22 protein-coding genes and 1 pseudogene are annotated in these 18,656 nt (G+C 69.7%); 9 read left to right on the forward strand and 14 right to left on the reverse strand.

Annotated features, from left to right (window positions below; genetic code table 11):
* Positions 1-918: an SGNH/GDSL hydrolase family protein gene (locus ACF1B9_RS00250; protein ID WP_391742225.1), complete on the reverse strand. Its 918-nt coding sequence runs from the start codon at positions 916-918 to the stop codon at positions 1-3.
* A gap of 351 nt (positions 919-1,269) precedes the next feature.
* Here ACF1B9_RS00250 and ACF1B9_RS00255 point away from each other — a divergent pair, with 351 nt between their 5' ends.
* Positions 1,270-1,764 carry a DUF3145 domain-containing protein gene (locus ACF1B9_RS00255; protein WP_391742224.1) on the forward strand — a complete coding sequence of 165 codons (495 nt, stop codon included), beginning with the start codon at positions 1,270-1,272 and terminating at the stop codon, positions 1,762-1,764.
* A gap of 135 nt (positions 1,765-1,899) precedes the next feature.
* On the opposite strand, the gene fabF is transcribed toward ACF1B9_RS00255, so the two are convergent.
* The 5 genes from fabF to ACF1B9_RS00280 all read right to left on the reverse strand — a co-directional run bounded on the left by fabF (position 1,900) and on the right by ACF1B9_RS00280 (position 6,801).
* The gene (fabF, locus tag ACF1B9_RS00260) at positions 1,900-3,162 is read right to left on the reverse strand and encodes a beta-ketoacyl-ACP synthase II (protein WP_391742223.1); all 1,263 of its coding nucleotides are present in this window, start codon (positions 3,160-3,162) and stop codon (positions 1,900-1,902) included.
* Positions 3,163-3,238: 76 nt separating this feature from the next.
* Positions 3,239-3,487 (reverse strand): acyl carrier protein, encoded by a 249-nt coding sequence (locus ACF1B9_RS00265; protein ID WP_351075721.1) that lies wholly within the window; start codon positions 3,485-3,487, stop codon positions 3,239-3,241.
* 65 nt (positions 3,488-3,552) lie between these two features.
* Positions 3,553-4,584, reverse strand: coding sequence for a ketoacyl-ACP synthase III (locus ACF1B9_RS00270; RefSeq protein ID WP_391742221.1), 1,032 nt, complete (start codon positions 4,582-4,584; stop codon positions 3,553-3,555).
* 13 nt (positions 4,585-4,597) lie between these two features.
* On the reverse strand, positions 4,598-5,512 hold the full coding sequence (locus ACF1B9_RS00275) for an ACP S-malonyltransferase (protein ID WP_391742220.1): 915 nt from the start codon (positions 5,510-5,512) through the stop codon (positions 4,598-4,600).
* A gap of 89 nt (positions 5,513-5,601) precedes the next feature.
* On the reverse strand, positions 5,602-6,801 hold the full coding sequence (locus ACF1B9_RS00280) for a helix-turn-helix domain-containing protein (protein ID WP_351075729.1): 1,200 nt from the start codon (positions 6,799-6,801) through the stop codon (positions 5,602-5,604).
* Between the two features lie 146 nt (positions 6,802-6,947).
* Here ACF1B9_RS00280 and ACF1B9_RS00285 point away from each other — a divergent pair, with 146 nt between their 5' ends.
* Entirely contained in the window at positions 6,948-7,604 is a 657-nt protein-coding gene (locus ACF1B9_RS00285; RefSeq protein WP_391742218.1) for a pirin family protein, read from the forward strand.
* A 106-nt stretch (positions 7,605-7,710) separates the two neighbouring features.
* Entirely contained in the window at positions 7,711-8,355 is a 645-nt protein-coding gene (locus tag ACF1B9_RS00290; protein WP_391742216.1) for a dihydrofolate reductase family protein, read from the forward strand.
* Between the two features lie 153 nt (positions 8,356-8,508).
* Here ACF1B9_RS00290 and ACF1B9_RS00295 read toward each other — a convergent pair whose 3' ends face one another.
* Positions 8,509-9,099: a GNAT family N-acetyltransferase gene (locus ACF1B9_RS00295; RefSeq protein WP_391742215.1), complete on the reverse strand. Its 591-nt coding sequence runs from the start codon at positions 9,097-9,099 to the stop codon at positions 8,509-8,511.
* Between the two features lie 321 nt (positions 9,100-9,420).
* On the opposite strand from ACF1B9_RS00295, the gene ACF1B9_RS00300 reads away from it, so the two are divergent.
* The 4 genes from ACF1B9_RS00300 (at position 9,421) to ACF1B9_RS00315 (ending at position 12,767) form a co-directional block, all read left to right on the forward strand.
* The gene (locus tag ACF1B9_RS00300) at positions 9,421-9,936 is read left to right on the forward strand and encodes a hypothetical protein (protein ID WP_391742214.1); all 516 of its coding nucleotides are present in this window, start codon (positions 9,421-9,423) and stop codon (positions 9,934-9,936) included.
* 4 nt (positions 9,937-9,940) lie between these two features.
* Positions 9,941-11,008: a peptidase gene (locus ACF1B9_RS00305; RefSeq protein WP_391742213.1), complete on the forward strand. Its 1,068-nt coding sequence runs from the start codon at positions 9,941-9,943 to the stop codon at positions 11,006-11,008.
* Positions 11,009-11,319: 311 nt separating this feature from the next.
* Complete coding sequence (locus ACF1B9_RS00310) at positions 11,320-12,051, forward strand: hypothetical protein (RefSeq protein WP_391742211.1); 732 nt, start codon at positions 11,320-11,322, stop codon at positions 12,049-12,051.
* Positions 12,052-12,257: 206 nt separating this feature from the next.
* Positions 12,258-12,767 carry a signal peptidase II gene (locus tag ACF1B9_RS00315; RefSeq protein ID WP_391742209.1) on the forward strand — a complete coding sequence of 170 codons (510 nt, stop codon included), beginning with the start codon at positions 12,258-12,260 and terminating at the stop codon, positions 12,765-12,767.
* Positions 12,768-12,785: 18 nt separating this feature from the next.
* On the opposite strand, the pseudogene ACF1B9_RS00320 reads toward ACF1B9_RS00315, so the two are convergent.
* The 3 genes and pseudogenes from ACF1B9_RS00320 to ACF1B9_RS00330 form a co-directional block, all read right to left on the reverse strand.
* Positions 12,786-13,112: pseudogene (locus tag ACF1B9_RS00320) on the reverse strand (prolipoprotein diacylglyceryl transferase family protein); the annotation flags it as partial.
* Positions 13,113-13,215: 103 nt separating this feature from the next.
* Positions 13,216-13,869, reverse strand: coding sequence for a hypothetical protein (locus tag ACF1B9_RS00325; RefSeq protein ID WP_391742207.1), 654 nt, complete (start codon positions 13,867-13,869; stop codon positions 13,216-13,218).
* Positions 13,866-14,390, reverse strand: a complete 525-nt coding sequence (locus tag ACF1B9_RS00330) for a TetR/AcrR family transcriptional regulator (RefSeq protein WP_391742298.1) — start codon at positions 14,388-14,390, stop codon at positions 13,866-13,868. The genes ACF1B9_RS00325 and ACF1B9_RS00330 overlap by 4 nt, the downstream gene beginning before the upstream one ends.
* Before the next feature lie 247 nt (positions 14,391-14,637).
* On the opposite strand from ACF1B9_RS00330, the gene ACF1B9_RS00335 reads away from it, so the two are divergent.
* Complete coding sequence (locus ACF1B9_RS00335; RefSeq protein ID WP_391742205.1) at positions 14,638-15,648, forward strand: MFS transporter; 1,011 nt, start codon at positions 14,638-14,640, stop codon at positions 15,646-15,648.
* Between the two features lie 154 nt (positions 15,649-15,802).
* Here the strand turns inward: ACF1B9_RS00335 and ACF1B9_RS00340 are convergent, their stop codons facing one another.
* Both ACF1B9_RS00340 and ACF1B9_RS00345 read right to left on the reverse strand, forming a co-directional pair.
* Positions 15,803-16,069, reverse strand: a complete 267-nt coding sequence (locus ACF1B9_RS00340) for a DUF397 domain-containing protein (RefSeq protein WP_391742203.1) — start codon at positions 16,067-16,069, stop codon at positions 15,803-15,805.
* On the reverse strand, positions 16,053-16,877 hold the full coding sequence (locus ACF1B9_RS00345) for a helix-turn-helix transcriptional regulator (RefSeq protein WP_391742201.1): 825 nt from the start codon (positions 16,875-16,877) through the stop codon (positions 16,053-16,055). Before ACF1B9_RS00345 ends, ACF1B9_RS00340 begins: the two co-directional genes overlap by 17 nt.
* Positions 16,878-16,962: 85 nt before the next feature.
* Between ACF1B9_RS00345 and ACF1B9_RS00350 the strand changes: the two genes are divergently transcribed.
* Positions 16,963-17,400 carry an ATP-binding protein gene (locus tag ACF1B9_RS00350; protein WP_391742199.1) on the forward strand — a complete coding sequence of 146 codons (438 nt, stop codon included), beginning with the start codon at positions 16,963-16,965 and terminating at the stop codon, positions 17,398-17,400.
* A 6-nt stretch (positions 17,401-17,406) separates the two neighbouring features.
* On the opposite strand, the gene ACF1B9_RS00355 is transcribed toward ACF1B9_RS00350, so the two are convergent.
* On the reverse strand, positions 17,407-18,228 hold the full coding sequence (locus ACF1B9_RS00355; RefSeq protein ID WP_391742197.1) for a serine hydrolase domain-containing protein: 822 nt from the start codon (positions 18,226-18,228) through the stop codon (positions 17,407-17,409).
* A 142-nt stretch (positions 18,229-18,370) separates the two neighbouring features.
* On the reverse strand, positions 18,371-18,559 hold the full coding sequence (locus ACF1B9_RS00360; protein WP_391742195.1) for a hypothetical protein: 189 nt from the start codon (positions 18,557-18,559) through the stop codon (positions 18,371-18,373).
* Positions 18,560-18,656 lie beyond the last annotated feature (97 nt).

The raw sequence follows: 18,656 nt of genomic DNA on the forward strand, positions 1-18,656 counted from the left end.
CTACGCGGGCGGCCGGGCCGCGGTGACATTGCGGTAGGCGATCTCCGCCAGCCGCGCCTGTCCGTTGCGTCCCGGATGGAACCAGTCCCACTGGCTGAGCTGCTTGCCGGTGAACCGGTAGCCGTAGACCGCACCGCCGTCGTAACGGCAGCGCAGATCCTTGGCACAGACCTCCCGCAGCACCCCGTTGTACGCCACGACCCGCTCCTGCACCGAGGCGCGCCGGGCCACGGCCTGCGCGCCCATGTCGTCCGCGTCGCCCAGCATCGACTGACAGATCCCCAGCTTCCAGATCTGCTTGCCCAGCGCGTTTCCGCGCCCCGTCTGCCAGAGCCGCATGAGATCCGGCACGCTCGACACGTACACCTGCGCCTTCGGTGCCCCGGCACGCAACTGACGCATCGCCGCCTCGAAGGACGACCGGAAATCCGCCACCGGCGTCATGATCCGTGCCGAGTCCCGGCAGGCGTCATTGGCGCCGATCATCACCGTCACCAGATCCGGCTTCTCCTTCGCCGCCAGCGCCATCTGCTCGGGCAGCTGAGCGATCCTGGCCCCCGTCGCGGCGTGGTTCCAGCTGCGTGCGGCGGCCACCGACTCACCGAGCAGCCGCACGGCGAGGCTGCGCACCTCGCTGTCCGTGCCGGTCGCCCAGGACACCTCGGGGCAGTCGGCCAGCACCGAACAGGCGTCGAAGCCGCGGGTGATGGAGTCGCCGACGGCGGCCACCGACCCCGGACTGCGGTCCCAGACCGGACCGGGCCTGGCGGATGGGTGCCGCTGCCCGGAGGCCGACCCCTTCGTCGTCCCGTCCCGGTCGGCGTCGCAGCCGGTCAGTACGGCGACGCCGAGCAGCGAGACCACCGCCAGGACAGCGGTCGCGGTGCGCGAACGGTGACGGGCGGAACGATCCTGCATCCCTTGGTTCCCCTCGTTTATGCCCCCGGCAATCCCTCGCGGCACCAGGTGTGGGAACCGGGTGCCCCGCAGGGTGAAAGCTCAGCGAATGAAGTGCCCAGGACCGACCGTACGTCACACCTCGACCGCCGCCGCGCGGTAGCTTTTCCTCGTCGAACCAGCGGCGCATACCCTCGCCCGGCTCCACTCGGGTGGCTTTCTGTAAATCACATCACGTCACGTACTGCCCCTTTTCAGGAGATTCACCCCGATGCTGTTTACTGATGACAACCTCGGGAGCCGGCCGAGAAGTGACGGTACGGGCGCGAGGCCGCTGGGGAAGGCGAACTTCGTCCCACACTGGAGGTCCCGGTGACGACACGTGGAGTTCTGTACGTTCACTCCGCACCGCGCGCGCTCTGCCCCCATGTCGAATGGGCGGTGGCGGGCGTCCTCGGTGTGCGCGTCCAGCTCGACTGGATCAGACAGCCGGCCGCGCCCGGCACCTGGCGGTCCGAGTTCTCCTGGCAGGCCCGCCCCGGCACGGCGTCGAAACTGGCCTCCGCGCTGCGCGGCTGGGATCTGCTGCGCTTCGAGGTGACGGCGGAGCCGAGCCCCACCACGGAGGGCGAGCGCTACAGCTCCACGCCCGGACTGGGCATCTTTCACGCCGTCACCGGCATGCACGGCGACATCCTGGTGCCCGAGGACCGGCTGCGGGCCGCGCTGGCGCGCTCCGTCCGGGGCGAGACCGACCTGGAGGCCGAGATCGCCAAGCTGCTCGGCAAGCCGTGGGACGACGAACTGGAGCCCTTCCGTCACGCGGGCGAGGGCGCACCCGTGAGGTGGCTCCACCAGGTGGTGTGAGGGCGCGAAATCCAGCCCCTCCGGGCCTTGAGGAGCGTCCGGGGGCGGAGCCCCCGAAACGCCCCGTGCAACGGACGAAACCCGTCTCCCCAGCTGGGGAGACGGGTTTCGGTGTACCGGGACGCGGACCGCAGGTCAGACGCTGCGGAACGCCAGGACCACGTTGTGCCCGCCGAATCCGAAGGAGTTGTTGATCGCGGCGATCGGCCCCTCCGGCAGCGGCCGAGGCGTGTCGCGCACGATGTCCGCCTCCACCTCCTCGTCGAGGTGTTCCACGTTGATCGTCGGCGGAGCCACCCGGTGGTGCAGCGCCAGGACCGTCGCGACGGTCTCGATGCCGCCGGCGCCACCGAGGAGATGACCGGTCATCGACTTCGTCGCGGAGATCGCGACATGGTCGAGGTCGTCGCCCAGAACCTTGCGCAGCGCCTTCAGCTCCGCGACGTCGCCCTGCGGCGTCGAGGTGGCGTGCGCGTTCAGGTGCACGACCTCGGACGGCTTGAGGTCCGTCTGGTCCAGCAGGTTCTGCAGCGCGGCGGCGATGCCGCGACCCGTCGGCTCGGGCTGCGCGATGTGGTGGGCGTCGGCGGACAGTCCCTGGCCCAGCACCTCGCAGTAGATCTTGGCGCCACGCGCGGCGGCGTGCTCCGCGGACTCCAGCACGACGACGCCGGCACCCTCGCCGAGCACGAAGCCGTCACGGCCGGTGTCGTACGGACGGGAGGCCTTCTCGGGCTCGTCGTTGTTCTTGGACATCGCCATCATGTTGGCGAACGCGGCGATCGGCAGCGGGTGGATCGCCGCCTCGGTGCCACCGGCGAGGACCACATCGGCGCGGCCGGTGCGGATCATCTCGACGGCATACCCGATCGCCTCGGCGCCCGAGGCGCAGGCGGAGACCGGAGTGTGCACACCGGCCTGGGCGTTGACCTCCAGGCCGACGTTGGCGGCCGGGCCGTTGGGCATGAGCATGGGCACGGTGTGCGGGGAGACGCGGCGTACGCCCTTCTCCTTGAGCACGTCGTACTGGTCGAGCAGGGTGATCACGCCGCCGATACCGGAGGCGATGACCGAACCCAGCCGCTCGGGCCGGATCGCGTCGTCCTCACCGGCCTTGCCGGTGAAACCGGCGTCCGCCCAGGCCTCGCGGGCCGCGATCAGCGCGAACTGCGCCGAGCGGTCCAGCTTGCGGGCGAGCGGACGGGGCAGGACGTCGCCCGGGTCGACCGCCGCGAGCGCGGCGATCTTGACGGGCAACTCGGCGAAACGTTCGCCCTCAAGAGGCTTGACGCCGGAACGACCGGCCATCAGACCTTCCCAGGTCGACGCCGAGTCGCCACCCAGCGGAGTGGTTGCGCCGATACCGGTGACGACCACGGTGCGATTGGTCGAGTTCACTGGAAAATCTTCTCCACGTGTAGAGGGTCGTGAATCAGCGGCGCCACCGCCGGGTGGCGACACAGAGCCGGCCTGATCAGGCCTGGTGCTTGAGGATGTACTCGGCAGCGTCGCCGACCGTCTTGAGGTTCTTGACGTCCTCGTCGGGGATCTTGACGTCGAAACGCTCCTCGGCGGCGACGACGACCTCGACCATGGACAGCGAGTCGACGTCCAGGTCGTCGGTGAAGGACTTGTCCAGCTGGACGTCCTCGACCGGGATGCCGGCGATCTCGTTGACGATCTCGGCGAGACCCTTGACGATCTCTTCCTGAGTGGCGGCCATGTTGGCGCTCCTTCGATGTTTATCTGCTGGGTTCTGGCGTCCGGGCCGAAAAAGGCCTGGTGTGCCTAGGGGAGGGTAACGACCGTCGCGGCGTAGACGAGACCCGCCCCGAAGCCGATGACGAGCGCGGTGTCGCCGCTCTTCGCCTGACCGGTCGCCAGGAGCCGCTCCATGGCGAGCGGAATCGAGGCGGCGGAGGTGTTGCCGGTGGTCTCCACGTCACGGGCGACCGTGACGCTCTCCGGCAGCTTCAGGGTCTTCACCATCGAGTCGATGATCCGCATGTTGGCCTGGTGCGGAATGAAGACGTCCAGGTCTTCCGGGGCGATCCCGGCCGCGTCCAGCGCCTGCTGGGCGACCTTCGCCATCTCGAAGACGGCCCAGCGGAAGACCGCCTGGCCCTCCTGCGTGATGGCCGGGAACTTGACGTTGCCCCGGGAGTCGAGCGGCAGCTGCGACACGTCGCCGATGCGGAACTTGTCCCAGGACACGGTCTGCTTGATCGTGGCGGCCTTGTCGCCCTCGGAACCCCACACGGTCGGGCCGATCGCGGGCTCCTCGGACGGGCCGACCACGACGGCGCCGGCGCCGTCACCGAACAGGAAGGCCGTCGCCCGGTCCTCCAGGTCGGTCAGGTCCGACAGCCGCTCCACGCCGATGACCAGGACGTACTCCGCCGAGCCCTCGACGATCATGCCCTTGGCGAGGGTCAGTCCGTACCCGAAGCCGGCGCAGCCGGCCGAGATGTCGAACGCGGCGGCCTTGTCGGTGCCCAGCTTGTCGGCGATCTCGGTGGCGATGGCGGGCGTCTGCGCGAAGTGCGAGACGGTGGAGACGACCACGGCGCCGATCCGGTCGGGGCTTATCCCGGCGTCGGCGATGGCCTTGCCGGACGCCTCGATCGACATCGCGGCGACGGTCTCCTCGTCGTTCGCCCAGTGGCGGGTGGCGATGCCGGAGCGCGAGCGGATCCACTCGTCGGACGAGTCGATCGTTTCGAGGATCACCTCGTTGGGCACGACCCGGGTCGGACGGTAGCCGCCGACACCCATGATGCGTGCGTACGGGGCGCCCTTGCTGGGCTTGATCTTCGACATGCTCTCGGGCTCCTTAGGCGCCTGCGTGCTCGATGACGAGCGCGCGGGCGGCGTCGAGGTCGTCGGGGGTCTTGAGCGCGAGCGTCTGCACACCGGGCAGCGCGCGCTTGGCGAGACCCGTGAGGGTGCCACCGGGGCACGCCTCGATGAGAGCCGTGACGCCCATCTCCTTGAAGGTCTCCATGCACAGGTCCCAGCGGACCGGGTTGGCCACCTGGCCGACCAGCCGCGAGATGACCTCGTCGCCGATGGCGACGGCCTTCCCGTCGGCGTTCGAGACGTACGTCACGGTCGGGTCGGCGATCTTCAGCGCCAACGCGGCCTCGCGCAGCCGGTCGACGGCGGGTGCCATGTGGTGCGTGTGGAAGGCACCGGCGACCTTGAGGGGTACCACGCGACGCACGCCCTCGGGCATGTCCTCGGTCAGCGCGGCGATCTGCGCGGCGGTACCGGCGGCGACGATCTGGCCGCCTCCGTTGACGTTCGCCGGGGTCAGCCCGAGCTTCTCCAGATGAGGGACCGTCACCTCGGGGGCGCCGCCCAGCAACGCGGCCATACCGGTCTCGGTGACCGCGGCGGCGTCGGCCATGGCGAGCCCACGGGTACGGACGAGACGCAGCGCGGCCTCGTCGCCGATGACTCCGGCGAGGGCGGCTGCGGTGATCTCACCAACGCTGTGACCCGCGACGATGTCAGGCGATGCGTTGAGTGCGGCGGCGGACAGCAGACCGGCGGCGACCAGCAGCGGCTGCGCCACCGCGGTGTCACGGATCTCCTCCGCGTCGGCCTTGGTGCCGTAGTGGGCGAGGTCGAGCCCGATGGCGTCGGACCAGGCCGCGATGCGGTCGGTGGCACCGGGGAGGTCGAGCCAGGGAGTCAGGAAGCCGGGCGTCTGAGCGCCTTGGCCGGGAGCGACGAGTACGAGCACCCTCACACTCTCTCTTGTGAATGGTCCGGAACGCCCGTGGGGACAGGGACGAAGAACCGTATGGGGAATTGTTGATGTCCGACAAAAGTTTAGGACTGCGGATCCCTGGCGGCCAGGCGCCCCAGAATCAGGGCGATTCGCAGAGTGAACGCCGAGCGGACATCGGAGGGTGACCATCCGGTGACGTCTGTCACACGTCGGAGCCGGTAGCGCACGGTGTTGGGGTGGACGAAGAGCATCCTTGCCGCGCCTTCCAGGCTGCTCGCCTGTTCCAGATACACACTCAGTGTCTCCAGGAGCGCGGAACCCGCTTCTTCCAGCGGTCTGTAGATCTCCTCCACCAATTGGTCCCGTGCGGCAGGGTCTCCCGCCATCGCGCGCTCCGGCAGCAGATCGTCGGCCAGCACCGGCCGCGGGGCGTCCTGCCAGGCACCGCACGCCTTCAGCCCGGCGGCGGCGGCCTGCGCGGACCGGGTGGCCGCCAGCAGATCGGGCACCACGGGCCCGGCGACGACGGGGCCCGCCGCGTACGGACCGATCAGCGCCTTCGCGACGTGCAGCGGGTTGTCGCTGCCGCCCGCGATGACGACCAGCCGGTTGCCGAGCACCCCGGTCAGGACCTGGAGCTTCGCGTGCCGGGCGGCCCGGCGGATCGCCTCCACGGTCAGTTCGCTGTCGCCGTCCGGGGCCGTACCGAGCACCACGCAGACGTGTTCGGGGGAGTTCCAGCCGAGCGCCGCGGCACGCGACACGGCGCCTTCGTCGGCCTCGCCGGACAGCACCGCGTTCACCACCAGCGATTCCAGCCGGGCGTCCCAGGCACCGCGGGCCTCGGCGGCCTGCGCGTACACCTGGGCGGTCGCGAACGCGATCTCCCGCGCGTAGACCAGCAGCGCCTCCCGCAGCACCGACTCGTCACCGGGCGCGGCGACCTCCTCGATCGCGGCCTCCATGACCTCGATCGTCGTACGCACCATCTCGACGGTCTGCCGCAGCGTGATCGCCCGGGTCAGCTCGCGCGGAGCCGTGCCGAACACATCGGTGGAGATGGCCTGCGGGGTCTCCGGATGCCGGAACCACTCGGTGAACGCCGCGATCCCGGCCTGGGCCACCAGGCCGATCCAGGAACGGTTCTCCGGCGGCATCGCCCGGTACCACGGCAGCGTCTCGTCCATGCGGGCGATCGCGTTGGCGGCCAGGCGGCCGGAGGACTGCTCCAGCCGTTTCAGGGTCGCGGCATGCAGGTGGGCGTCGTTCGCAGCGGGCTGCTCAGGATCGGGTCGGGGCACGAACACAAGACTGCCTCATCGGACCACGTGCACGGAGAGCCGGGGCTGTCGCGGGTCGTACTGCCGGGTAGCGGACGGCGGGCGAATAAGGGGTGCGGGGCCGCGGGGGCGGTCCCGGGCGGCCCGCGCCGGGCTACCGTGGACGGGTGATATCCGTTCAGCGCTCCGACGACCGCTTCACGGGCGGGGACGAGGCCGCCGGCATCGAGTCCCTGCACGCCTTCTCCTTCGGCGGCTTCTACGATCCGGACAACCTTCGCTTCGGCGCGATGCTGGCCTGCAACGAGGAGCGGCTCGCCTCCGGCGCGGGCTTCGACGAACACCCGCACAGTCACACGGAGATCGTCACCTGGGTCGTCGAGGGCGAGCTGACCCACCGCGATTCGACCGGTCACGCCACGGTCGTACGGGCCGGGGACCTCCAGCACCTCAGCGCCGCCGCGGGCGTCCGTCACGTCGAGCGCAACGACGGCGACGGTCCGCTGACGTTCCTTCAGATGTGGCTGGCCCCGCTCGAACCGGGCGGCGAGCCCGCGTACACGATCGTTCCCGGGATCGCCGACGCCACCCCCTACGCCCTCCCGGCGGCCGGCGCGATGCTGCACGTACGCAGATCGGCCGCGGGGGAACGCACGGCGGTGCCGGACGCGGCGCGGGTGTACGTCCACGTGGTGGCGGGGCATGTGAGGTTCGGCGACGAGGAGCTGGGACCGGGTGACGCGGCACGGATCACCGGCGAGGAGGGGCTGGAGTTGGTGGCGGCCGAGGCGGCCGAGGTGCTGATCTGGGAGATGTCGGCCTGAGCCGGGAAGGCCAGGGGGCCCGGATTTCCGGTCGGCCACGGATGCAGCGATGAGTTTCCCGGCCCGGAGAGTCTCACCACTGTTCACGACAACACAGGAGGAACACGTGGCTCAGCTACTGAGAGTCCAGAACTTCAACGTCTCAAGTGACGGAATCGGTGCCGGCGAGGACCAGAGCTTCGAGAGTCCGTTCGGCCACGCCGATCCCGAGAGGCTGTTCGCCTGGGCCGGTGCCACGGCGAGCTGGCCCATGCGCACCGATCCCGGGGGCAGCCGGGGCCTCGACGACCACTTCACGCGGGACTACGACCGCAACATCGGTGCCGAGATCATGGGCCGCAACAAGTTCGGGCCCCAGCGCGGGCCCTGGAACGACCACGAGTGGCGCGGCTGGTGGGGCGACAAGCCCCCGTTCCGCACCCCGGTGTTCGTCATGACCCACCACCGGCGTCCTTCGTTCACGCTCTCCGACACCACGTTCCACTTCGTCGACGGCGACCCTGCCACGGTCCTTGAGCAGGCGCGGGAAGCGGCACAGGGCAAGGACGTCCGACTCGGCGGCGGAGCGACCACCATCCGGCAGTTCCTCGACGCCGGCCTCGTCGACACCATGCATGTGGCGGTCTCGCCGGTGAAGCTCGGATCCGGAGTACGGCTCTGGGAGTCCCCCGACGAGCTGCTCGACCGGTACCACCTGGAGGTCGTGCCCAGCCCGAGCGGCGTGACGCACCACCTGTTCTGGCGGAAGTGACACGAGGGCGCGCTCGGGGACGACGGGCGCGCCCGGCGCCGGCCCTCCGGTGAAATGACCGCGTGGTTGCGGGCGGGACGTCGGCACGGGCCGCCGCCCTCGTCCGCAACCACCGCACAGCCGCGGGCGGCGGGCCCGCTCGTCGGCGAAGCGCTACCGGTCCGCGTCCCGGCGCCACATCGACCACATCGGCGGCCCGGACCGGAACGACATCTCCTGCTGCACCGCGAAGCCGTGCCGCCGGTAGAAGGTGAGGTTGCGGCGGTTGCTCGACTCCAGGAACACCGGCCGCCCGTCCGCGTCCGCCTGTTCCAGCAGCCCGCCGAGCACCTGCGACCCGCGCCCTGTACCGCGCGCGTCGGCGTGGGTGCCGATGTACTCGACGTACCAGTGCGCGGGCTCGGCGGGGTGGCGGTGCTCCAGCGCGAGCAACCGCATGGCGGTCCGGGGCAGTTGGGCCCGTCCCGCCCGCAGGAGCGTGCCCGCGTTGCGCAGCAGGTAGCTCACCGGCAGCCTCCACTTCCCGGGCTCCGCCCACACCGCAGCCACCGTGCGGTCCGGATCGGTCCACACCCGGCCCGCCGGGACCTGCTGTGCGAGATGCGCGGTGAACAGCAGCCGCAGTCGCCGGTCCCGGTCGTGCGGCATCAGCCAGGACCAGACGGGGTCCTCGGCGTAGGCACTGGCGAGTACGGAGACGAGTGCCGGGACGTCGGCGGCGGTGGCGCGGACTATGGCGGTCATGGCCGAGGAGAGTAGCGGTTCCCGGGGCGCCGAACTCCGTCCCACTCGAGTGATCGGCGCAATCGTCGGCTCAGGCGTGCGTACCTGTGCCGGTGGGCGATGCCGTTCGCTGCCGTCCTTCGTCATCGCGGCCAGGCGATCTGAGGGTGCCGGCGAGGCGGGCTGGGCTTCGCTCCGGCTGAAATGTGGTCGTTCGTGTGGCGGAGTGCGGCGCGCGTCGGCTTGTGTGAACAGGCCGCGCCCGATTGTCTGCGTCACGTCAGCCAGCATGTCCGCTGTCAGCCAGGATGTTCGCTGGGGGCGGCTACTTCGGGAGTTGTCGTGCGTGCACGAAGCCTATCTGTCGCGGCCGCGGCCGCTGCCCTCGTCCTGGTCCAGCCGGGCCTCGCCGTCGCAGCGGCCGACCCCAGCACCACAGTCACGTACACCGTCACGTCCGGCGCTTTGACGCTGTCGGTACCGGTCAGCGCCAACCTCGGCTCGGGAGCGCCCGGCACCGCGATCAGCGGGGAGATCGGTCCCGTGACCGTCACCGACGATCGCGCCCTCCTCTCGGCCTCCTGGACGGTGACCGCGGCGGAGACGGACTTCACGAGCGGTGGGTCGACGATCCCCGCCACCAGCGCCGACTACGATCCCGGGTCGATCACGACGACCGGCGTCATTACCGCCACCGGAACGCCCGTGACGCTGAGCAACTCCGGGCAGACGGTGGTCACCGGGAGCGCCGGTGTCGGAGACAACACCGCGACCTGGAACCCGACAGTCACCGTTGACGTGCCTGCCGGCGCCGTCGGCGGGGCCTACACCGGAACGCTGACCCAGTCCGTTGCCTGACGGAATGAAGGGTGCGCGCCGGTACTGGGTTCTGCTGCTGGTGCTGGCCTTCGTACAGGCGGCCGGGGTGATGCCGGCGGCGGGGCACGGGGCACCCGGGGCGTCTTCCCCGCAGGACCCGGCTGCGGGCAGGATCATCGGTATCAAGCTGCTCGACGCTCCGGAAAGCCGCCGTGCCGATCCCAGGGCGCATGCCTACATCGTCGACCACGTCGCGCCCGGCTCGACCATCGAGCGGCGGGTGGAGATCACCAACGAGTCCTCCACACCGATGCACGTCAACGTCTACGCCGCGGCGGCCACCATCGCGAAGGGCAAGTTCACCTTCGCGCCCCAGCGCACCCCCAACGAGCTGACCGGCTGGACGTCACTCGATACGGCGGACCTGGAGCTGGCGGCCTCCGAAACGGCGCGGGTACGCACCGCCGTCCGGGTGCCCAGGGACGCCGCCGCCGGGGAGCGATACGGCGTCATCTGGGCGCAGACGGGCACCCCCACGGACCGCTCGCACATTCTGACGATGCTGGGCCGGGTGGGCGTCCGCATGTACCTCGACGTCGGTCCCGGTGGTGAGCCACCCTCGGACTTCAAGATCGAGCGGCTCTATCCGACCCGAGCCCGCGACGGGCGGGTGGAGGTTCGCGCCCGGATCCACAACACGGGGGGCCGTGCCCTGGACATCAGCGGGGGACTCTCCCTCTTCGACGGGCCGGCCGGACTGCGCGCTGGACCGTTCTCGGCCGCCAAGGCGGGCACCACACTGGCTCCGGGCGACGTTGCGGAGGCGGTTGTCCCGCTGGACGCACGGCTGCCGGACGGCCCCTGGACCGTGGCGCTCACGCTCAAAAGCGGCCTGGTCGAGCACACCAAGCGCGCCACCATCACCTTCCCGACGACTCCCGGTAGGACCGGAGCGGTCGCCGCGTCGGCCGCCCAGCAAGGGCACTTCCCCACCCCTGTGGTCACCGGGCTTTCAGCCCTCGTCCTCACCGCTCTGTGCCTTCTGCTCTCCACGTTCCTCCGGCGCCGCCGGAGGACACTCCGACCGAGGCCCGCCCCCGCAGCCGGCTGATCTGCTCCGTGGGCGACGCATGAGGGTCGTCATCGAGCGCGTCACCGCTCCTTTTGCGTCGGCGCCATCCTTGCCGGCGCTCCGACCTCGGCGCACCACTCGCCCACCCGCTGTGTTTGTCGAGTCTCGTGTGCTCGCCGAGATCAGCGTCGTGTCGTATGCGCGAGCCCACTCGTGGAAGCGTAAAGTGATCTTTATGTCACGCTGAGTAACTATGGCTTGTTGTCGACGGTTTGGAAGCGGAGATGTCGGTGTTCAGGCAGGGGAGAGGGCGGGCTGGAGCAAGCCGTGGCACGGGAGGTAGGGGCGGCATGTCTCGATTGTGGCTGAGGGTGCGGACCCGCAAGACGGGGGCGGTCATGATGGCCAGGCTGGCCGTCCTGGCGATCGTCCTGGCCACAGCCTCGACCGCCACGGTTCAGCGCGCCTACGTCGCCCAGGTCAATGAGGGGACGGTGCCGCTGAACGACACCTTCACCACCGCCGGCCTCACCGAACCCGGTGGCACCGACACCGGTGACCCCAGCGGCACCGACAGCACCGGCAGTACCGGCCTCACATTTACGGTCATCCCAGTCAGCCAACCCTCCCTGACCATCGCCAAGAGTCACGCGAAACCCTTCACCCAGGGCGAGGACGGCGTTTACACCATCACTGTGGGTAACGTCACCGCGGCCGGCCCGACCAATGGCACCACGGTCACCGTCCACGACGTCCTCCCCGCAGGTCTTCGGGCCGACAGGATCACCGGCAGGGGATGGCGCTGCACTCTGGCCACCCTCACCTGTAAACGCAGCGACGTCTTGCCTGCCGGGCACAGCTACCCGCCCGTCACCCTGAAGGTCGACGTCTCCTGCAACGCCCGTGCACGGGTCACCAACACCGCTACCGTCACCGGAGGCGGTGACACCACCACCCACACCGCCACCGACAGCACCACGATCAAGCACCACAAGCACCACAAGCGCCACAAGCACCACGGGCACCACGGGCACGACGGGCACGACGGGCGTCATGACCAGTGCGCTCGCCACGACCGCTGACAACGCTCAGCCCGCCGGGTCATTGACGCCATCAAGCAACTCACGTCACAGAACGAGGGAGCGTGGCCGGCAGCACTGACAGTCCGACGGGCAGTCCGACAGGTAGTCCGACGGGGCTTTGCCCGGGAAAGCTGCAAGACACCTCAGGAGGGGCCGATAGGCTCAGGGAATCCTGGTTCGGACATCGCTACGCACGGAGGCCCCTGATGATGCGGTTGGAGCGGGGTTCAAGCCGGCTGTACGGCAGGATGCTCATGCTGGCGGCGGTGGTCCTGCTCGCGGACCAGCTCACCAAATGGTGGGCGGTCTCCGCGCTGTCCGACAGCGAGCGCGTCGCCGTGATCCCCCCTCTGATCCACTTCCGACTGCTGTACAACCCCGGCGCCGCGTTCTCCATCGGCACCGGGGCGACATGGGTGTTCACCTTGGCGGCGGCAGCGGCAGTGGTCGGCATCCTCTACACCGCACGTCGACTGGCCTCTGCGGGCTGGGCCCTCGTGCTGGGCGTGCTGCTCGGCGGTGCGGTGTCCCACCTGGGCGACCGGCTCTTCCGCGAGCCCGGGGTGGCCCGCGGGCATGTTGTGGACTTCATCGACTACGGCCCGTTCGTGGGTAACGTCGCCGACATCGCGCTCGCCTGCGGGTGCGTCGCGTTGGTGCTGCTCAGCCTGCGTGGTGTGGAGCTCGCCAAGGTGCCGGGCGAAGAATCCGCCTGACCCGGTACGGGCTCACGTGATCTCGCCCAGAGCGATGGCGCCCCAGATACCGAGCCCGCCCTCCCACACGTACAGCGCTCGGATCGGCTCGCCGCGTTCGCCGAAGTACGCGTCGGGGCTGGTGATCACGTGGTACAGCCGTTCACCGGCGAGACCGAACGGCACTGCCCAGATGGTGACGTCCGCGATCACGCCCTGATCCCCGCCGCGCGCAACCCAGCGCCGGTTGCCGGGCCAGACGGCCACGAACACGCCCAGGATGATGCAGAAGGCGTACGCCCTCAACGGAACCGGGCCAAGGTGAAGGACCCCGGTCGAAGGGCTGGGCAGGTAGGCGAGATGCATGGTCACTCCGTAAGAGCCCTCAGTCAAGCGGACTGGTGATCAGGCGTGCACCGAACGACTTCTTGAGACCGTTGATCAGAAGCCAGCCCGGTCGGGCGAGCGCTCAGGGCCGGCGCCCGAGGGCTGCGCCGAGCGCGGCGATCCAGATCAGCAGCAAGGGCAGTGAGAGGAATGCCGCCGGGGTCAAGGTGGTGGACAGCAGGAGGTAACCGATGCCGGAAGCGGTGATCGTAGCGGCGAGGACCCAGCCGATGACGACCTCCCAACGCCGCAGCAGTGTGCCGTGCCGCGAGGCCACGCACGCGGCCGCGGCGAGCGCGGCGAGCGCGAACATCTTCACTCCGTCGGCACGTTGGACCGCCTCGAACAGTGCGCCGGTCCTGCCCGGTGACGCTGTATCGGCTCCAGACACCGCGATCAGTTCCACGACGAGTTGCACGCATGCGAGCGCCCCGGCGACTCTTGCGGCCCAACCGGCCGAGCGAGCCGCGGTGTTGTCGGTGCGGCGGGCCCGGTCGAGCAGTCCGGATCCGACGACAAGCAGGCCGACAGCTGCCACACCGTGGACGAGCAGCGCCTGGACGACAACCTGCACCGGCCGGTCGGCGTACGCGGTCGTGATCCCGGCGTGTGTGTCACCGACTTCGGGTGTGGCTCCCCAGGCGGCGGCGAGCCCGAGAATCCACGCTGCGGCGTGTACGTATCCGGCGGCGCGCACGGTGACGCCGGTAGCGGGCTCTTTGGCGCTTGCGGTCATGCGATGTCCTCCCCGGTCTTGTTTCGGATTGCCTGGGCGAACGCATCGCAGCCGGTGCGCCATGCGGCGTCCAGGTCTGCGCCGGGCGGGAAGCGACCGTCGAGTTCGAGCACGACCATGCCGTGCGCGAATGCCCAGAACGAGCGCGCGACAGGAATGTCGCCGTGCACTGCGTGGGCCAACGGCGTCGCCGCGCGATCTTCGAGTCCTTCGGGAAGCGCGGTGCGGGCGAGCGGCCGACCATGAGTGATGCGGTAGAGGTGCGGGTTGGCGAGAGCATGACGCCGGTAGGCGCGGGCGAGCACAAGCAGGGCCGGTTCGACGCCGATCTCGGCTTCGGCGGCCTCCAGTTCCTCAGCCAGCTGGGTCATCCCCTGCGCCTGGAGTCCGGCCTCGACAGCGGCCTTGTCCGGAAAGTGCTTGTACAAGGAAGGCGCCCGGATGCCGACACGCTCGGCGATGCGCCGCATCGACAACGCATCCGGCCCTTCGGTGTCGAGCAGTTCCCGGGCGGCGGCCATGATCTGCTGCGCGCGGTCAGCCACGGCGCTCTTCCCCGGGAACCGTCATTCTGTTGGCTGTGGCGGTGTTCACTGCGGCCCTCTCACGTTGCGACTCACCGACATGGCTAACGATGTTAGCCGTGCGCCAAACTACGGCTAACGGTGTTAGCCGTCAAGCCTGGAGAGCGTCGAACTCCCGCCTGCCGCTGCGTTTTTGCATTTCACGGGATGCCGACCTCGCGAAGGTCCGGGTCGCGTCGGAAGCATGTGCCCGCGAGTGCTGGAGGCGTGGCCGTACGCGGCGGTCCTCGTCAGCATCGGCGGTCTCCTGGCCTCCGTGCCGATGGTCATGGCGGGACTGTGCGCGTTCGGAGCCGGCATGGGGGCGGGCGATGTGGCCGTCAACATCGACGGCACCGACATCGAGCGGATCAGCGGCACGACCACGCTGCCCACCCTGCACGGCTGTTTCAGTCTGGGCACCGTGATCGGCGCCTGCGCGGGGATGGCCGCCACCGCCACCGGCCTGCCGGTCCACTGGCATCTCGCCGGGATCGCCCTGATCTCGGCCGCGATCTTCTGGTACGCCATCCGCTCGGTCCCCGCAGGCACCGGGAGGCAGGCACCCGACGCCCGCGACGACACCGGCGTCGGCCACGCCCGACCGCAGGTCTGGAAGGATCGCAAACTCGTCCTGATCGGTGCGATCGTCCTGGCGATGGCCCTCGCCGAAGGGTCGGCCAACGACTGGTTGCCGCTGCTCATGGTGGACGGACACGGTCTGGACGCGACCCTCGGCTCTCTCGTCTATGCCGGGTTCGCCGCTGCCATGACCATCGGCCGCTTCGGTGGCACCTTCTTCCTGGACCGCTTCGGCCGCACCGCCGTCGTGCGCGCCGGCGCTTTGTCCGGAGCACTCGGACTGATCCTGGTGATCTTCTCCGACAACGCCGCCCTCGCCGGAGCAGCCGTCCTGTTCTGGGGGCTCGGCGCATCCCTGGGCTTTCCCGTCGCCCTGTCCGCCGCCGGGGAGTCGGGCCTGGACCAGAAGGCCCGTGTCAGCCTCGTGGCCACCATCGGCTACATCGCGTTCCTCGTGGGCCCACCCGGCCTCGGATTCCTCGGCGACCACTGGGGCCTGCGCCCGGCCATGCTGGTGGTTCTGGTCTTTGTCGCCTCGGCAGTCCTCCTGGCCCCGGCTGTCGACACACGCGGCCGACTCGCCTCGGCGACGGCCGCACCCCGTGAAGACGCCAATCGCTCCCCGATTCCGTGAGACCGACGGGCCCCGACGGCAGACACGTCAGGCGCGGTACCAGCCCCTGCGGTCGTGCATGAAGCGGTGGCACGCGTCACGGGGGAGCAGAAGGGGGCTCGGGACGACCACGTCATCCCGAACCCCCTTTGCCGTACGGGCGCTTGCAGCGACTTCAGCGGAGCCCGTCCACGAAGGTCTGCCAGGCGTCCGCCCCGACGGTCACGACAGGTCCGTCCGGGTTCTTGCTGTCGCGGACGGGGACGGCGCAGGGGAGGCCGTCGGCCACCTCGACGCAGTCGCCGCCGCTGGTGCCGCTGTAACTGGACTTGCGCCAGGCCGCGCCGCCGGTGACGGTGCACTCGACGCAGTCGCCGCCGGTGCTTCCGCTGTAGCTGGACTTACGCCATCGCGCGTTCTTCAGGTCAGGCCGGGTCTGCATATCGCTCCTCCATCACGCGGGTGATCAGGGCCGCCGAAGCCTCGACGGAGAGGGCTGCGGCCTGCAAGTGAGCGTAACGGCGCGCGGCCTCCCTGACGGTGTCGGGGTTGGCGGTCATATGGCCGGAGACGATGTCCTCCGTGTAGACGATGTCGGGGTCGTCGTCGAAGCGCAGCAGGTTGAACGACCCGTCCAGGCTTGTGTGTTCACCGGCCGCGAAGGGCAGCACCTGGATCCGCATCCAGCGGTGGTCGGCGAGGTCTAACAGCCGCTGGAGTTGCTTTCGCATCACCTCATGACCTCCTATCGGCCGGTGCAGCACAGCCTCGTCGAGAACGGCCCAGGTGAGCGGCGGCCGTTCCCGTTCCAGGATGCGTTGGCGCTCGATCCGGGCCGCCACCAGGTTTTCGATGTCGTCCGGCATACCGGTCGCCAGGACGGCCCGCGCGTACTCCTCCGTCTGCAACAGCCCGTACACCAACTGCGCCTGGTACGTGGAGATGTACGCCGCGCCGGCCTCCATCTCCGCGTACGGCTGGAACCAGGTGGGCAGTTGGCTGCGCAGGACCAGGCCGATCAGCCGTGAGAACACCCCGCCCGTGCCGAGCGCCGCGTCCAGCCGCTCGGAGAAGTCGCGGGTGGGGACCTTCTTCGTCGTCTCGATCTGGCCGATCAGCGAGCCGGTGCAGAAGATGATGTCGCCGAGCTGCCCCTGTTTGAGGTTGTTGGCCTCTCTCTGGCGGCGCAGCTCCCAGCCGTAGTAGTCCAACGGGGAAGCGCTGGGGTCGAGTGTCTGGACGTTGGGCACGGCAGGGCACCTCCGGCGTTCAACGCCTCACGGCGTTCAGTTCGGTACGTAGCCGAGCGTAACCATGTCGCTGCACTCTGGTGACATGAATCACGTAATCGAGCCGCAGACCGACGATCTGCTGGAGGCGACCTACCACGCCGACTTCGCGATCGGCGAGCACTCGGCCCGGCATCTGCGCCGCATCCTGCGGCTCTACCTCACCGCCTGGGATCTTCTCGACGTCGCCGACGCTGCCGAGTTGGCGCTCACCGAACTGATCGCCAATGTCGTACGGCACGTCCCCGGCCGCCGCTGCCAGACGCTCATCTTCCTGCTCCCGGTCGGGGGTGTGCGAGTCGAAGTCGCGGACGGCTGCCCGGACCTGCCCCGCGCCGCCCTGGGCGATGTACTCGACGAGGGCGGGAGAGGGCTGGTCCTGGTCGACGCCGTAACCGACCGCTGGGGCGCGGAACCGCGCCGCGACGGCCGTGGCAAGACGGTGTGGTTCGAGTGCCTGGCCACGACAGCGGCCGACGGATGACGGCTCTCAGCGGCCGGAGCCGAGCTCCGCGAGCACCGCGTCCGTGAACACCGGCCACACCTCCACGGCCCACGGGCCGAAGGCCCGGTCGGTCAGCGCGACGCAGGCCGCGCCCGCGACCGGGTCGATCCACAGGAACGTGCCGGACTGGCCAAAGTGCCCGAAGGTCGCGGGGGACGAGGAACTGCCCGTCCAGTGCGGCGACTTGTGGTCCCGGATCTCGAAGCCGAGTCCCCAGTCGTTGGGGTTCTGGTGGCCGTAACCCGGCAGCACGCCCTTCAGACCGGGATGCACGACGGTCTGCGCGGCCAGCACCGTGCGCGGGTCGAGCAGCCGGGGCGCCTGCACCTCCGCCGCGAACCGTGCCAGATCATCGATGGTCGATATGCCGTCCTTGGCGGGCGAGCCGTCCACCGTGGTCGAGGTCATCCCGAGCGGTTCCAGTACCGCCTGGCGTATGTACTCCGGGAACGGGATGTCGGTGGCCTTGGCGATGTGGTCGCCGAGGACCTCGAAGCCCGCGTTGGAGTAGAGCCGCCGGGTGCCGGGCGCGGCCGTCGTCCGGTGCTCGTCGAAGGCGAGCCCGCTGGTGTGCGCGAGCAGGTGCCGGACGGTGGAGCCCTCGGGCCCGGCCGGTTCGTCGAGTTCGACCGCGCCCTCCTCGTATGCCACGAGCGCCGCGTAGGCCGCGATCGGCTTGGTGACGGAGGCGAGCGGGAAACGGTGCGCGGTCGGGCCGTGCGTACCGACGACCGTGCCGTCCGCTCGTACGACGGCCGCAGCCGCGGTGGGGACGGGCCAGTTGTCGATCATCGCCAGGCTCTGCATGCGTACGAGCGTAACGGGCATCCGAGGCGAGCCGATGGCCGGCAAGGTCGGAGACGGACGCCGGCCTGCTGGCCACCCGACACGGAACGTAAAACGGTCTGCCGACGGGGTCGGCAGACCGTTTCGAAAGTCCGAGGCTAGATCACTTGCACGACCGCGCGTGGCAGTGCTGCTTGTGGTGGGGCTTCGGCTTGGGCTTGTGGTGGTGCTCGGGCCTCGGCTTCGGCTTGTGGTGGTGCTCGGGCCTCGGCTTGGGCTTGGGCTTCGGCTTGGGCTCAAGCTTCTTGATGTTGATGACGACCGGGGTCTCCTCGTTCGCGACGACGGTCACCGGGCTGGTGCAGGGCTTCTTGGGATGGGCGAAGCATGACCAGGGGGGCGGTCATCACATAGGTGCCGGCCTCGACCCTGATGGTGTCGCCCGGGGC

This window comes from Streptomyces sp. NPDC014727 (assembly GCF_043083485.1).
Taxonomy (GTDB): domain Bacteria; phylum Actinomycetota; class Actinomycetes; order Streptomycetales; family Streptomycetaceae; genus Streptomyces.

Excerpts from the sequence above, each read along its gene's own strand:
- ACF1B9_RS00295 (WP_391742215.1), bottom strand. The coding sequence starts at position 9,099 with ATGACCGCCATAGTCCGCGCCACCGCCGCCGACGTCCCGGCACTCGTC.
- ACF1B9_RS00355 (WP_391742197.1), bottom strand. The coding sequence starts at position 18,228 with ATGCAGAGCCTGGCGATGATCGACAACTGGCCCGTCCCCACCGCGGCT.
- ACF1B9_RS00340 (WP_391742203.1), bottom strand. The coding sequence starts at position 16,069 with ATGCAGACCCGGCCTGACCTGAAGAACGCGCGATGGCGTAAGTCCAGC.
- ACF1B9_RS00350 (WP_391742199.1), top strand. The coding sequence starts at position 16,963 with ATGAATCACGTAATCGAGCCGCAGACCGACGATCTGCTGGAGGCGACC.
- ACF1B9_RS00250 (WP_391742225.1), bottom strand. The coding sequence starts at position 918 with ATGCAGGATCGTTCCGCCCGTCACCGTTCGCGCACCGCGACCGCTGTC.
- ACF1B9_RS00270 (WP_391742221.1), bottom strand. The coding sequence starts at position 4,584 with ATGTCGAAGATCAAGCCCAGCAAGGGCGCCCCGTACGCACGCATCATG.
- ACF1B9_RS00335 (WP_391742205.1), top strand. The coding sequence starts at position 14,638 with ATGTGCCCGCGAGTGCTGGAGGCGTGGCCGTACGCGGCGGTCCTCGTC.
- ACF1B9_RS00305 (WP_391742213.1), top strand. The coding sequence starts at position 9,941 with ATGAAGGGTGCGCGCCGGTACTGGGTTCTGCTGCTGGTGCTGGCCTTC.
- ACF1B9_RS00310 (WP_391742211.1), top strand. The coding sequence starts at position 11,320 with ATGTCTCGATTGTGGCTGAGGGTGCGGACCCGCAAGACGGGGGCGGTC.
- ACF1B9_RS00330 (WP_391742298.1), bottom strand. The coding sequence starts at position 14,390 with ATGGCCGCCGCCCGGGAACTGCTCGACACCGAAGGGCCGGATGCGTTG.
- ACF1B9_RS00325 (WP_391742207.1), bottom strand. The coding sequence starts at position 13,869 with ATGACCGCAAGCGCCAAAGAGCCCGCTACCGGCGTCACCGTGCGCGCC.
- ACF1B9_RS00315 (WP_391742209.1), top strand. The coding sequence starts at position 12,258 with ATGATGCGGTTGGAGCGGGGTTCAAGCCGGCTGTACGGCAGGATGCTC.
- ACF1B9_RS00265 (WP_351075721.1), bottom strand. The coding sequence starts at position 3,487 with ATGGCCGCCACTCAGGAAGAGATCGTCAAGGGTCTCGCCGAGATCGTC.